The 13,920-nt window shown below is 62.2% G+C and carries 10 protein-coding genes; 4 read left to right on the top strand and 6 right to left on the bottom strand.

The window, feature by feature from the left end; genetic code table 11:
* Positions 1–141 precede the first annotated feature (141 nt).
* A complete protein-coding gene (locus AC2S9W_RS08785) occupies positions 142–2,280 on the top strand; it encodes a TonB-dependent receptor (protein WP_486571937.1) in 2,139 nt (712 codons plus the stop codon).
* Between the two features lie 42 nt (positions 2,281–2,322).
* On the opposite strand, the gene AC2S9W_RS08780 is transcribed toward AC2S9W_RS08785, so the two are convergent.
* Complete coding sequence (locus tag AC2S9W_RS08780) at positions 2,323–3,741, bottom strand: MFS transporter (protein WP_067105589.1); 1,419 nt, start codon at positions 3,739–3,741, stop codon at positions 2,323–2,325.
* A 285-nt stretch (positions 3,742–4,026) separates the two neighbouring features.
* On the opposite strand from AC2S9W_RS08780, the gene AC2S9W_RS08775 reads away from it, so the two are divergent.
* Positions 4,027–5,502 carry a M81 family metallopeptidase gene (locus AC2S9W_RS08775; protein ID WP_486571936.1) on the top strand — a complete coding sequence of 492 codons (1,476 nt, stop codon included), beginning with the start codon at positions 4,027–4,029 and terminating at the stop codon, positions 5,500–5,502.
* Between the two features lie 58 nt (positions 5,503–5,560).
* Here AC2S9W_RS08775 and AC2S9W_RS08770 read toward each other — a convergent pair whose 3' ends face one another.
* From AC2S9W_RS08770 to AC2S9W_RS08760, 3 genes are read right to left on the bottom strand one after another with little or no spacing between them, the layout of a single operon-like run.
* The gene (locus AC2S9W_RS08770; RefSeq protein ID WP_486571935.1) at positions 5,561–6,079 is read right to left on the bottom strand and encodes a MaoC family dehydratase; all 519 of its coding nucleotides are present in this window, start codon (positions 6,077–6,079) and stop codon (positions 5,561–5,563) included.
* Between the two features lie 13 nt (positions 6,080–6,092).
* On the bottom strand, positions 6,093–6,635 hold the full coding sequence (locus AC2S9W_RS08765; RefSeq protein ID WP_486571934.1) for a hotdog family protein: 543 nt from the start codon (positions 6,633–6,635) through the stop codon (positions 6,093–6,095).
* Positions 6,635–7,834: a CaiB/BaiF CoA transferase family protein gene (locus tag AC2S9W_RS08760; protein WP_486571933.1), complete on the bottom strand. Its 1,200-nt coding sequence runs from the start codon at positions 7,832–7,834 to the stop codon at positions 6,635–6,637. Before AC2S9W_RS08760 ends, AC2S9W_RS08765 begins: the two co-directional genes overlap by 1 nt.
* Positions 7,835–8,268: 434 nt before the next feature.
* On the opposite strand from AC2S9W_RS08760, the gene AC2S9W_RS08755 reads away from it, so the two are divergent.
* Positions 8,269–9,057, top strand: a complete 789-nt coding sequence (locus tag AC2S9W_RS08755; RefSeq protein ID WP_486571932.1) for a GntR family transcriptional regulator — start codon at positions 8,269–8,271, stop codon at positions 9,055–9,057.
* Here the strand turns inward: AC2S9W_RS08755 and AC2S9W_RS08750 are convergent.
* A complete protein-coding gene (locus AC2S9W_RS08750) occupies positions 9,040–9,849 on the bottom strand; it encodes an HpcH/HpaI aldolase/citrate lyase family protein (RefSeq protein WP_486571931.1) in 810 nt (269 codons plus the stop codon). The genes AC2S9W_RS08755 and AC2S9W_RS08750 overlap by 18 nt on opposite strands.
* Before the next feature lie 59 nt (positions 9,850–9,908).
* Positions 9,909–11,336, bottom strand: a complete 1,428-nt coding sequence (locus AC2S9W_RS08745; protein WP_486571930.1) for an amidohydrolase — start codon at positions 11,334–11,336, stop codon at positions 9,909–9,911.
* 330 nt (positions 11,337–11,666) lie between these two features.
* On the opposite strand from AC2S9W_RS08745, the gene AC2S9W_RS08740 reads away from it, so the two are divergent.
* Entirely contained in the window at positions 11,667–13,853 is a 2,187-nt protein-coding gene (locus tag AC2S9W_RS08740; protein ID WP_486571929.1) for a TonB-dependent receptor, read from the top strand.
* Positions 13,854–13,920: the final 67 nt, after the last annotated feature.

The following is a 13,920-nucleotide window of genomic DNA, read 5'->3' as shown; positions in this document are numbered from 1 at the left end:
GGCCCATCGGCTGGCTTTGTCGACCAACGGGGCATCGGGTCCGACCAACGACAGTGCGCAGCCGTCCGAAGACTTGCCTTGGTGATATTATATCATTACTGCGGCGACGCTATCGCTTCGAAACAGCAACGGGAATCCTCCATGCGTCTGTCATCCTCCGCCGCCGGCCTCACCCTCGCGCTCGTCCTTTCGGCTCCGGCCTTCGCGCAGGACCGCACCGCGAGAGGCGTTGGCGACGACCTGCACACCGACCAGCCGATCGTCGTGACCGCTCCCTATGTCCGCAGCCTCGACATCCTCGGCAACGTCTCGGTGCTCGAAGGCGACGAGCTGGCCCGCGACATCCGCGGACAGATCGGCGACAGCCTGACCCGCCAGCCCGGGGTGTCGGCCACCAGCTTCTCCCCCGGCGCCTCGCGGCCGGTGCTGCGCGGCTTTTCGGGCGAGCGCGTGCGCGTGCTGACCGACGGCATCGGCTCGATCGACGTGTCGAACACCTCGGCCGACCATGCGGTGACGATCGACCCGCTGACCGTCGAGCGCATCGAGATATTGCGCGGCCCCGCAGTGCTGCTGTTCGGCAGCCAGGCGATCGGCGGCGCGGTCAACCTGTTCGACCGCCGCATCCCGCGCAAGGTTCCGGCGGACCATGTCCATATCGATGCGATCGGCGGCTATGCGACCGCGGCCGACGACCGCAACCTCGGCGGCTCGATCGACGTCGCGCTGAGCCCGCAGGTCGTCGCGCACCTCGACGGAAGCTGGCGCAAGACCGACGACATGCGCGTCGGCGGCTATGTCAACGCACCGGGGCTGCGCGGCCAGCTGCTCCACCTCGCCGAGCATGCGGTCGAGGACGGCCACGCCGACGAGGCGGCGGAGCTGACCGCGCAGGCGAACCGGCGCGGACGGATCGCCAACACCGCGAGCGAGACGTGGACGGCGGCGGGCGGCCTGTCGCTGATCAACGACGGCGGGCAGCTCGGCATCTCGGTCAGCTATTTCGACACCGGCTATGGCGTCCCCGAACGGCCCGATACCGCGCACGACCACGGGGACCACGACGACCACGATCATGACGACGACGATCACGGGCACGAACATGGCGAAGGCCCGGTGACGATCGGCATGAAGCAATGGCGCGCCGACCTGCGCGGCGAGGTCGAGCTGGGCGACGGCTTCTTCGACAAGCTGCGCCTGCGCGGCGGCTATGCCGATTACCAGCATACCGAATATGAAGGCGACGAGGTCGGCACGGTCTTTTACAACAAGGGGGTCGAGGGGCGGCTCGAACTGGCGCAGAACGATCGCGGCGGCTGGCGCGGAGCGAGCGGGGTGCAGTTCAGCCACCGCGATTTCGACGCGGTGGGCGCCGAAGCCTTCGTCCCGCGCAACCTGACCGACCAATATGCGCTGTTCACGCTTCAGGAATGGACGGCGGGGCCGCTCGGCCTCGAGGCGGCGGCGCGCTTCGAAAGCACCAGCGTCCGCGCGCCGGCGCTGGGCATCACGCGCGCCTTCGACACCTTCTCGGGCGCGCTCGGCGCCAATTACGACCTGACCGACGCGGTGAAGCTGGGCGTGTCGGTGGCCCGCGCGGTGCGCGCGCCGTCGGCGGAAGAGCTGTTCTCGAACGGTCCGCACATCGCCACCCAGTCGTTCGAGCTCGGCGACGTCAACCTCAAGCGCGAGGCGAGCTGGGGCGCCGAAGCCTCGCTCAAGCTGCGCAGCGACCCGGTGAATTTCAGCCTTTCGGTCTATTCGAACTGGTTCGACGATTTCATCTATTCGGATGCGACCGGCGCCGAGGAGGATGGCCTTCCCGTTTTCCGCTATTTCCAGCGCGACGCGCGCGTCTGGGGTTTCGAGGCGGAGGCGAGCGCGCGGCTGGCGCAGATCGGCGGCTTCGCCATCGTCGGCGACGTCACCGCCGACATGACGCGCGCGAAGATCAAGGGCGGCCCATATGTGCCGCGCATCCCGCCGCTGCGCATCCTGGGCGGGATCGAGGCGCAGGGCGACCGCGTCGATGCGCGCGCCGAGGTCGAATGGACCGACGACCAGACCCGCATCGCGGCCTTCGAGACGCCGACCAAGGGCTTCACGCTGGTCAACGCGTCGATCAGCTGGCGCCCGCTCCCCGAGGCGCGGCATCTGACGCTGTCGCTGGCGGCGAACAATATCTTCGACGTCGACGCGCGGCGCCACGCGAGCTTCACCAAGGATTTCGTGCCCCTCGCCGGTCGCGACATCCGCCTCACCGCACGGGCGAGTTTCTAGGGCCCGCTTCGATCCGATCGAAACGGAGCCCGGGAACGGAGCCTAGGAGGAAATATCCTCGATCGACCGGTCCTGCGTTTCCGGCCCGAACCACCAGACGAGCAGGGCCGCGGCGGAGAAGCACAGGGCGCAAGCGATGAACGCGCCGGTATAGTCCCATTTCAGGATCAGGGCCGAGATGAGCAAGGGGCCCGAAACGGCCGCGATGCGCCCCACGGTCGAGGCGGTTCCCAGCCCGGTGGAGCGCGCGCGGGTCGGAAACAGTTCGGGCGTATAGGCGTAGATCGCCGTGGCGACCGAAACGAGGAAGAAGTGCATCGCCGCGCCGGCCGCGACGACGAGGACATATGTGGACGCCTGTCCATAGAGGAACGCGGCCACCGCGACGCACAACAGCGCGATGATGATGACGATCTTGCGCCCGAACCGCTCCATCGCCTGTCCCGTTATCCAGCCCGCCGGTATGCCCGCCATCGTGATGAGAACTCCTGTCCCGATGGATGCGGTAATGCTCATCCCGCGGTCGACGAGGAATTTTCCGACCCAGACGCTGATCCCATAATAGGCCAGCAGGAACAGGAACCAGAGCGACCAGGCAAACAAGGTTCGTTGCGCATAGCCGGGCGCGAACAGGGTGCGGAATCCGCCGTGTCCGGTTGTGGCACTCGCGACTTTTCCGTCCGATTTCGGCGATGGAAGCGGCTTTCCATATGCATCCGCAACGGCAGCTTCGAAGCGCCGCATGGCGTGCTCCGCCTCGTCGTGGCGGCCCGAAGCCTCGTACCAGCGCGGGGATTCCGGCAAGTTCCGGCGGATATACAGCGCGGCCAGCGCGACGACGAACATGACGACGAACATCGCCCGCCACCCCAGCGAAGTGCCGATGAGCGAAATCACGCCAAATGATGCCAGCGTGAAGAGAACGACCGAACTTTGCGACGCGACGTGCATCCATCCGCTGATGCTGGCGCGACGATTGGCGGGCATGATCTCGGCGACCAGCGCGAACACCGCGGGCAGTTCGGCGCCGAGCCCCAGACCCGTGACGAACCGGAAGAAGCTGAAGGACCAGATATCCCAGGAAAAGGCTGTCAGCAGGCTCGCCGTCCCCCAGATCAACATGCTGTGGATCAGGATTTTCCTGCGCCCGAAACGGTCGGACAGATATCCGGCGGCCGTGGCGCCGACGCCGACGCCCGCGAAAACAGACCCGCCGGCAATACCCGCCTGCTGGACCGTCAGACCAAGATCGAGCGTGATAGCCGAGAGCAGGTAGGACAGCATGACGAGATCGACGGCGTCGGCGGCAAAGCATGTCGCGAGAATGACCGCGAGCCACCGTTGATAGCCGGTAAATGGCAGGCGCTCGAAACGCTCCGACAGCGAATATGCAGTCGGCCGGTCGGGCCGGGCAAGATGGCCGACGCCATGATGATCGGGGTTCTCATGCTTGTTTTTCATATGGCTGCCACTCCCATGTGGGCCGCGATCCTGAGGGCGTACCCGTTTGATTTGCTTGTTCGAGGCGTCGAATTGACGAAAATCCCGGGTTCATCCGGACACGGCGAGCCGCTTCGCTGCGCCGCAAGGCCGCGCGGACCGGGTTTGCAGCCGTTCGGTATCAGTGCGGGATTCGACCGGCTTCGCTCCCCTTTGGTTGAAGCATGAAAATTTTATAGATACGGTTTTATTTCTGTCAAGTTCGGTTTATCCGGACAGCATCGACAATCTGGACGGGGACGGCGCATGCCACGAATCGCCATCGGAGGCTTTGGTCACGAAACGAACAGCTTCGTTTCGCATCGCGCGGACTATGCGTATTTCGCGGACCATCGCGACCGTCCCCCGCTGGTCCGGGGCAGCGCCATCTTCGACTGGCTGCGCGATGGCGTGTTCCCCATCACCGCCTTCATCGAGGCCATACGCGACGAGCATGTCCTGATACCGCTCGCATGGGCGCATGGCGGCGCGGGGGGACCGGTCACCGATGACGCGTTCGAACGCATCGCCGGCGAACTGGTCGGACGCCTCTCCGAAGCCATGCCGATCGATGCCGTCTATCTCGACCTCCATGGCGCCATGGCATCCATTCCCTTCGAGGATGCCGAAGGGGAATTATTGCGGCGCGTTCGGACCGTCGTCGGCGACAGACCGATCGTCGTCAGCCTCGACTACCATGCCAATATCACGCCGGAGATGGTCGAGCATTGCGACGGCATGGTCGTGTTCCTGACCTATCCGCACGTCGATCGCCGGGAAACGGGGGAGCGCGCGGCAAAACTGCTTTCGAGCCTGCTGGGCAAGCCGCGTCCGGCGGGGCGCGCCATCCGGCATATGCCTTTTCTCATTCCAACGACCGCGCAATGCACGCTGGTCGAACCCTCGCGCAGCATTGTCGCGGAATCGCGATTGCTCGACGGCGATGTGCTGAGCCTTTGCTATGCCGCCGGATTTCCGCCTGCGGACCTGTTCTGGTGCGGCCCGACCGTGGTGGCCTATGCTGACAGCCAGACCGAAGCCGATCGCGTTGCCGACGCCCTGACGGAACTGATCGTGTCGCGCGAGGCGGATTTCGATGCGACATTGCTGACGCCCGCCGAAGGCGTGGCGCGTGCGATCGCGATATCCCGGACGGCCCCCCGACCCGTTGTACTGGCCGACGTGCAGGACAATCCGGGAGGCGGAGGCAGCGCCGACACGACGGGAATTCTTCGTGCGCTGCTAGAGGCCGGGGCGAGCAACGCGGTGGTCGGAATCCTCTGTGACGCCGACGCCGCAGCGGCGGCGCATGCGGCCGGAGAGGGATGCGAGATCGAAACAGGGCTTGGCGGGTGTGTCACGGTGGACGGCGTGGAACCGGTTTACGCCCGCTACAAGGTGAAAACCTTGGGCACCGGCCGGTTTCGCACCAGTGGTGCCGTGGCTGGCGGGCTCGATGTCGATCTGGGACCGATGGCCCTGCTGACGGTCGGCGGTACGGAGATCGTGGTCTCGTCGAAGCGGATGCAGGCGATGGACCTCGAACCGTTTCGCCATCTGGGGGTCGAGCCGGCCGAACGGGATATCGTCGTGGTGAAGAGCGCGGTCCATTTCCAGGCGGAGTTCGGCCCGATCGCCGAACAGGTGCTCCTCATCAAGGCACCGGGCGCCTTTGCCGACGATCCTGAAGATTATCCCTACGAACGCCTGCGCAAGACGGTGCGCCTGCGTCCGTGCGGGTGACGTCGAACGCTATCAGTGCCTGCGGCCAAGCTGATGAAAGGCGATGCGGCCTGGCTGGTCAGTATCCCGCCGCGCGATAGGGGCCGTGGCCCTTGCGATAGACCAGAAACTTGCGCTCGAAGCGGCAGACCTCGTCGCCGTGCTGGTTGTGGGCGCGGGTCCGGACATGCAGGATTCCCTGGTCCGGGCGCGACGCCGATTCGCGCTTGCCCAGAATTTCGGATTCCAGAAGGATCGTGTCCCCGGCATAGACCGGCTGGAGAACGACATCGGTCAGGCTCAGATTGGCGACGACCTTGCCGAAGGTCTTGGTCGTCATCGCCATCATGCTCAGCAGGTAGGTTTCGGCGACCTGCATTTTTTCCCCGCGCACCGCGCGGGCATAGTTGCGATCGACGAGGTGCGGGGTAAGGTCCAGCGATTGCAGCGCATGCTTGTGGCAATCGCCCTCTTCGAACGTCCGGCCCGGCCGATGTTCGAAAACCTGGCCGACGTCAAAATCCTCGAAGTCGACGCCATAACATTCGATATATGTATCCTTGGCCTGTCGGCGCAGGAAATTGAATGATTCCTTCATCCTTTCCAACTTTCTAATAGTTGTTTTCCGAAAACGGGAGAGATTCCTTCCTGTATATTAGGCTATCATATTGCATTTCGCAGAAGACAATGTCCTCCTGATTGATTCCATATGTCATGACGGTCACTTTTCCGCATTGGGCATCATCATATTGCGAAGTGTCCATGATCCGGCTTTCACTGTACAAGGTATCGCCGGCGAAGATCGGTGCTTTCATCGTGATATGATCCCAGCGGACGATCGCCTTGCGCCTGTTGAAAGTTTTCCACGTCATCCCGATCAACCGCTGGATCATGGCGGTCGTGACCATCAGCGGCGAAGAAAACTCGGTTTGCGCGGCATATCGCGCGTCATAATGCAGCATGGCCTGGTTCAACGTATCCATGCAGTCGTCGATATTGTCCTGCTGGGTAATCGTATAACCCGGACGATGCCGAAAATGCTGGCCTGCCCGGAAGTCTTCGAAATCGAGGCCGAAGCGTTCCCGGTACCGGTCTTTTCCGACCGGAACATAGGCCGGGAACATCATGTCCCCCGTCTCGCTTTCTCTCGTCATCAGATCACCCCCGACAGTTCGAGGTCGCGTATGGCGTTCTCGTCAAAGCCGATGTCGCGAAGAAGGCTGCTGGTATGCTCTCCCAGCGCCGGCGACATTTTCAGGTCGAGGCGGTCGGCCCCGAAATTCATCGGGCTGCCCAGGATCTTGAAATCCCTGCCCCCGTCTCGAGCTATGGTCCGTATCCGGCCGGTTTCGGTGACGAAGAGATTCTCCATCGCCTGCCTTACGTCGTAAACGGGCGCGACCGGGACTTTTCCATCAAAAACGGATATCCATTCGAACGTCGTTTTCCGGCTGAAGACGTCGTCCAGAACAGCGGTCAGCTCGTCCCGAACATCATATCGTTTCGAGAATGTCTCGTAACGCGGATCGTCCGCAAGATCGCTTCGCCCGATCTTCTCGCACAATATCCTCCAGAATTTCTCCTTGTTGCACATGACATAAATCCATCCGTCCTTCGTCCTGTACAATTGGCAGGGCGTCAGCGAGGCATGGGCCGACCGCGGCAATCGCTGTTGATTGTGGCCGGAATTCAATTGCCAATGCGCGATGTAGTTGAGGTTGTAGAGCGCCACGTCGAACAGGTTGATGTCGACGTCGCGGCCCCTTCCCGTCTGCCTGGCTTCCAGCAGGGCGGCCACCGTGGCGCAGGCGAGCGCCAGCCCCGACATGAAATCGACGATCGAGAGCCCGAACCGCGTCGGCGGCGTATCCGGCTCTCCCGTCAGCGAGAAGAAGCCGGCCTCGGCCTGCATCATATAGTCGTATCCGGGCCAGCCCGCCCGCTCGCCGGTGCGGCCGTAGGCGCTGATATGCCCGCAGACCAGCTTGGGATTGAAAGCCTTCAGATGATCGTAGGTAAGGCCGAGTTTCTCCGGAACGTCGCCGCGCAGATTGCCGACGATCGCGTCCGCATTCTCCACCAGGCGGTGCAGAATCTGCCTGCCGCGATCCTGCGTCAGGTCGATGGTCATGCTCTTCTTGTTGTGATTGAGCCCCTGATAGAAAATGCTCGCCGAGCATTCCGGCATGTCGTCCAGGAAGAAGGGGCCGACCGAGCGCGAAATATCTCCGCCATCGCGCGGATTTTCGATCTTGATGACTTCCGCGCCCATGTCGACGAGATACTGGGTGCCGATCGGCCCGGCGCCATATTGCTCTACGGCCAGAATGCGGACGCCGTTTAACGGAAGCATGATGAGATTCTCCAGGAATGAGCGTGAGATGCCGGGGGCCTCATGGGACAGGCAGACGGGACGATGGCGCCCGCGTCATCAATCGGGAGGGCGACGAGCGACGCTTTCATGCGCAGACGCGGCGATCATCCGCTTCCCGTTGCAACAAGGTCGAATGGAACCACGCATAAACCCTCGCCAAAGCATCCTGACACACCGCGCGCAGAGGCGACCTTCTTTGGCTTGTGATGGGTAAGCCTTTGAAAATCACCGGGGTTGGGCCCTTCACCATGCCGGTCCCTTATCATGTTTTCAATTAAATCCGGTTCTATTAATTGTCAAGCACCAAGAGCAGCGTCCATAGGCCGCCGCATAGGCGCTCAACTTCGGGTAAATCCTGTGATATGGGGCGGTCGCAACGGGGCCGGAAGCGCCCCTCAAAACCTTGGAAAATCATGGCTCAGAAACCGAACCAGCGAATTGCACAGAAGGGCGTGCCGCTTTACCAGCAGATCGCATCATGGCTGCGCGAAGATATCGACAGCGAGCTGTATCCGGTCGGGTCGCTCCTGCCGCCGGTTCCCGAGCTCGCGAAAGCGTTCGGCGTCGGCAAGCATACCGTCGGCAAGGCATTGGAGCAGTTGAAGAACGGAGGCGTGATATCGATCCGCCGCCGCGGCGGCACGCGAGTGGAAGCGACCCTGGCGACGACCAGTCCCTATGTCGTCCAGGCGTTCGATTCCATCACGCAATACTCCAACATGGCCAAGCTGAAGATCACCGACAAGAATCTGATCGTGGCGCGAAAGGATGTGGCGGAGATGCTGCAGTGTCCATCCGCGCAGGAGTGGCTGCATATCGAAGGATATCGGTCGAGCAACACGTCGGAGGAAGTCGTCGGCTATACCCAGGTTTTCATCAACCGCGCCTTTCCCAAGATTTACGAGCGCGTTAATAAAAACACGCTCATCATCTTCAAAATGTTTCAGGAAATATACGACGAGAGCATCGTCGAAGTTCGTCAGGAGATGCGCGCCATCGTCATTCGCGATAAGGCGGCGAAGGTTCTGAAGGTTCCCGAAGGCACGATCGGCATGCGCTACATAACGCGCTTCTACAGCGCAAAGGGCGAGCAGCTGGAAGTGACGGTCAACATCCACCCGCTGGATAAGCTGAACTTCGCGCAGCATATCGTCTATCCGCGCCCCATCAACGACGCTTCCGGATCATCCGACGCCGGGTGATGCGCGCGCCAACAAGCGTCGGGCCCATGCGATGACCGGGCGGTCGACCATGTGGCCATCGACGCTGACGGCCGCCCCGCCCTGACCTTCCGCGGCAAGGACGATTTTCCTCGCGCGTTCGACATCGCGGTCGTCGGGCCGGAAGGCTTCGTGAACGGCAGCGACCTGAGATGGGTGGATGACGACCCTGCCGTCGAACCCCATCCCCGGGAGCCGGCGGCTTTCCTCGGCGAGGCCGTCCATGTCCGCGATGGCGAGCCATGCGCCATCGAGTGCGAGGATGCCTGCGCGCGCGGCGGCCTGAACAATCCGGCCGCGAGCATAATGCAGGGCGTCCCAGTGCATCCCGCTGCCCGTTTCGGCGGAATAGTCGGCCGATCCGAAGCAGATTGCGGCAACATGCGGCGCCATCGCGATTTCGGATGCGTTTTCCAGGCCTTCCGCCGTCTCGACAATCGCGATGATCGGGCAATGCAGGTCGATCTCGTCCATCAGTGCGGCGAGCGCGCGGATGTCGTTGGAACAACATGTCTTGGGCAGCAATATGACATCCGGCCGCACGGCGTGGGTTGCCAGGTGCAGAATATCCCTCGACCCGTCGAGGGTCGAAAGGCTGTTGATCCGCAAGGCGCGACGAACCTCCGGCTTGGCGGCGATGGTGAAAAACCCTGCGACTGCGTCGCGCGCCGCCGCCTTGTTCACGCATGCGACGGCGTCTTCCAGATCCACGCAAACGATGTCGGCACCGCTGCCGAGGGCTTTTGCATAGCGATCGGGGCGATCGGCGGGCACGAACAGCGTCGTTCGCGCGACCGGAAGGGTCGGGCTTTCCACGGACCGATTCCCTTCGTTCACTTCATATAGTCGAGCGGCGGATTGCGATCCCCGACAAGCGAGACATATCGATACCCAGTCCCGCGACGCTCGACGAACTCGGCCTTCACTTCGGCCACAAGTTCGGGGGACAGCATCAGGTCGACCGTCGTCAGCGCCATCGTCTTGGCGGCGACATGCATGCCCTTCAAGCCGATGGACATGTTGCTGGCCGCGGTGGCCTGCCATGAATGGCCCGACGTGCCGGGCACATAGGTCGCAGTTCTGATCCAGTTGGTCGGCACAGTCCACGACACGTCGCCGACGTCCGACGATCCCGTCCAGATGTCGGTGGGATTCAACTCGACGGGCTGGATCTCCCGCGCCCGATCGATCTGCGGTACAGGCTGCTGGAAACTCTGGATCAGCGTTTGGGCAAAGGCCATTTCCTGCGCATCATAGATCACCCCGCCCACCCGCTGCAGATTGTCATGAGAAATCTGCGACAGCCTGGTGTTGGGCAGATAGCCGTAATGACCCGTCAGCACTTCGTGGTCTACGGTCGTGCCGGTGCCGAGGGCGGCGCCCTCCGACGCCTTGACGATACGATCCCAAAGCCTTTGCGCTTCCTGCGCGTCGGGGTCGCGCACGAAATAATAGACCTCCGCGAAATCGGGCACGATATTCGGGGCCGGGTTCGTCCGGGTTATGGCATAGTGGATACGCGACTTTTCACCGATATGTTCGCGCATCATGTTGGCCATCACATTCATCGCCTCGACCCCGTCGAGCGCCGACCGCCCCCTTTCGGGCGCAGCGGACGCGTGTGTCGCGTAACCGTGAAAACGGAATTTGCCGGTGATCATCGCCAGATTCGATTTGGTGACGGCGGCATTGTAGCTGTCGGGATGCCAGTTCATCATGACATCCACGTCGTCGAGCACGCGGTCGCGGACCAGATATGTCTTGCCGCCGCCGCCCTCCTCGGCGGGCGTTCCGTATACGCGGATCGTGCCCCGCCCCTTGTTCGCCGCCAGCCAGTTTCGAACTGCAACGGCGGCCAGGACCGCACCTGCTCCCAACAGATTATGCCCGCAGGCGTGACCGGCGGCCTGCCCGTCGATCGCCTGCTTGATGGGAACGCCCGCCTGCGACAGTCCGGGCAAGGCATCGAATTCCGCCAAGATGCCGATGACGGGTTTGCCTTCGCCATATGAGGCGACAAAGGCCGTCGGCATCCCGGCAACAGGCGTGGTGATCTTGAAGCCCGCTTTTGCCAGACGCTCCTGAAGAAGCGCGGAGCTCCTGTGCTCCTGATATCCGATTTCCGCCCAGCGCCCGATCTGCAGCGCGTTCGCGTCGTCCACTGATCGCAAGGCCTCGATATCGGCGATCAACGCGTCGCGCCAGCCGGGTTGTTGCTGAGCGGCGACAGGTGCATGGCCGCTCAGAAGCGCGATCGTCACGAGGCCCGCCCGCCAATTCCGCCATTGCATCATCTGCCCGTCCTCCCCGGATATCATTCACTCCTGCCTCGATATTATATCCGGTAATATTAGTCAATTATCATTGCGCAGCAGCGCCGGAACCTTCTGGGGCACGGAAGGAAGGATTGCTGCAATGCATCATTACTGCAGGCATCCTCCGCATAAGCGCTGCATGAAGAAGCGCACACTCCTTGCACCCACATTCGACCTCGACAAATAAATCCGGTATTAATTGTTGACGGAGAAAGCGGCTGTCACTATCCACGGCGTGGAAGAGGCCGTGGAATGGCCTCCAAAAGGGAGGAAGCGATGCGGTTGAATTATAAGGTGGAACTGTCGGCCCTGGCCCTGCAGGCGACTCTGTTGGCCGCATCCGGCGCGCAGGCGGCGGAGCAGGAAGCCGCGACGGATGGCGGGATCGACGATATCGTCGTCACCGCGCAGAAGCGCAGCGAAAACCTGCAGAGCGTCCCGATTTCCATCTATGCGCTGAGCGGCGATTCCATCGCCAAGGCCGGCCTGAACGACGTCTATGACCTGGCGTCCTATGCCCCCAGTTTCAAAAGTGATAACGTGGGTCCGGCGGATCCGACGTTTACGATGCGCGGCATCGGGTCGAACGAGCGCGGGGCGGGGAGCGACCGGTCGGTGGTCGTGTTCCTCGACGACATCTATATCGGCCGCAGCTCGGGCACCGTTTTCGAACTCTACGATATCGAGCGCATCGAAATGCTGCGCGGACCGCAAGGCACGCTGAGCGGCCGCAACGTCGTCGGCGGCGCGATCAACATCGTCACCAAGAAACCGACCGAGCGATTCTCGGCGGCGGCCGAGGTAACCCTCGGCAACTATGATCTGCGACAGGCGAAAGCCCGCGTGAACGGAAAGCTTGCCGAAGGCGTCGCTGCCAGCCTCTCCTTCACGACACGCTCGCGCGACGGATTCTACACCTATGCTCCGACCGGCAAGGATACCGACGGGATAAATTCCACCAACCTGCGCTCCAAGATCGCGATCACGGCCAGCGACAATCTGGAAATCCTGCTGTCGGGCGATGTCTCACGCTTTCGCCAGGACGGCGTTTCGGCGAAACCGTTCGAAGTCGGGAACTACACCAGGAATACACTCGGCTATACCCCGCTTCCCGACCCGTGGACCGTCGAAACGTCGCGCCGGGGTTATGCGGAGGTTGATCTGTGGGGCCTGTCGGCACGCGCCGATTTGACGACGGACGTGGGCATCCTGACCTCGATCACCGGCTATCGCCACGTGCTGTCGGACAGCGCGCAGGATTCGATCGGTCTGCCGGCGGGCTATTTCCTTTCCTATCTGTCGGCGCGGGAAAAATCGGATTTCTTCTCGCAGGAACTCCGCATGGCCTCGCTTCCCGACAGCGGGCCCCTGACGTGGGTCGTGGGCCTCTATTTCCTCAGGGACGATGTCCACCGGCTCGAAGGCTATGATCGCGATTTCAAGGGGCAGACATCCCGGCCGCTATGGAATCAGGACGCAAGGACCACGAGCATTTCCGGCTTTGCGCAGGGCACGTACAAGCTCACCGACCGGTTGAACCTGACGGCGGGCGTTCGCTACACGCACGACGACAAGCGGCTGCACAACATCCTGACCGACGAGTCGGGCGGGACCGCGACCAACGGCCTCACGCCCGGAATTTCGGCGTTCGACGTTTCGGTGCAGAAGAACTTCAATGCCTTTACGCCAAAGGTCACGATCGATTTCTCGCCAAGCGAGGACGCCCTGATCTACGCAACGGTGTCGAAGGGGTTCAAGTCGGGGGGCTTCCAGGGGCTGGCTCCCACTGCGGCCGCGGCCACGCGCGCGTTCTTTCCGGAAATCGCCTGGAACTATGAAATCGGCACCAAGACGCGATGGTTCGACAATCGCCTGCAGATCAATCTGGCGGGCTTCTATATGGACTATCAGGATCTTCAGGTCAGCAATCGCATCCTGACCATTCCCGGCGACCAGTCTTCGGCGCTTCGCATCCTGACCAATGCCTCCGACGCCGTCGTCAAGGGCATAGAGCTCGAGGTGCTGGCCAAGCCGGTCCCCGGGCTGACGCTGTCAGGGAATTACGCGTATCTCGATACGGAGGTGAAGAAATTCATCATCGGAACCGACGGGACGGACCTGTCCGGAAACCGGCTCGGCAAGGCGCCGAAGAATGCATTCACGATCTCCGGCTCCTATGTCAAAAGCGTCGGTGAGAATTCGGAGATCTCCTTCAACGCCGACTATGTTTACCAAAGCTCGATGTTCTTCTTCATCGAGAACACCCCGACCGCGGAAGAGCCGGCTTACGGCATCTTGAACGGGCGTATCACCTATACGCTCAACAACTGGTCCTTTACGCTGTTCGGCCGCAATATCACCGACAAGCTCTACAGAACGAAGACCGTTCCTGTCGGGGATGGGGCTTTCTCGGGATTCGGGGATCCGGCCACCTATGGCGTAACCGTCGGCTATAAATTCTAGGGCCGCGCTTCATCGACTGCATGGTCGAATGACGAGGGCGACGAGAGCGATCGCCAACATGCCGTGA

The sequence above is a fragment of the Sphingopyxis sp. 550B genome (assembly GCF_057401805.1).
Note: the sequence above shows the minus strand (reverse complement) of the source record. Positions and strands in the feature narration are given on the sequence as shown.

What these genes read in the sequence shown, in the direction of transcription:
- AC2S9W_RS08760 (WP_486571933.1), bottom strand. Translation starts at nt 7,834, where the DNA reads ATGCTTCCGTTAAACGGCGTCCGCATTCTGGCCGTAGAGCAATATGGC.
- AC2S9W_RS08755 (WP_486571932.1), top strand. Translation starts at nt 8,269, where the DNA reads ATGGCTCAGAAACCGAACCAGCGAATTGCACAGAAGGGCGTGCCGCTT.
- AC2S9W_RS08740 (WP_486571929.1), top strand. Translation starts at nt 11,667, where the DNA reads ATGCGGTTGAATTATAAGGTGGAACTGTCGGCCCTGGCCCTGCAGGCG.
- AC2S9W_RS08780 (WP_067105589.1), bottom strand. Translation starts at nt 3,741, where the DNA reads ATGAAAAACAAGCATGAGAACCCCGATCATCATGGCGTCGGCCATCTT.
- AC2S9W_RS08770 (WP_486571935.1), bottom strand. Translation starts at nt 6,079, where the DNA reads ATGAAGGAATCATTCAATTTCCTGCGCCGACAGGCCAAGGATACATAT.
- AC2S9W_RS08775 (WP_486571936.1), top strand. Translation starts at nt 4,027, where the DNA reads ATGCCACGAATCGCCATCGGAGGCTTTGGTCACGAAACGAACAGCTTC.
- AC2S9W_RS08765 (WP_486571934.1), bottom strand. Translation starts at nt 6,635, where the DNA reads ATGACGAGAGAAAGCGAGACGGGGGACATGATGTTCCCGGCCTATGTT.
- AC2S9W_RS08785 (WP_486571937.1), top strand. Translation starts at nt 142, where the DNA reads ATGCGTCTGTCATCCTCCGCCGCCGGCCTCACCCTCGCGCTCGTCCTT.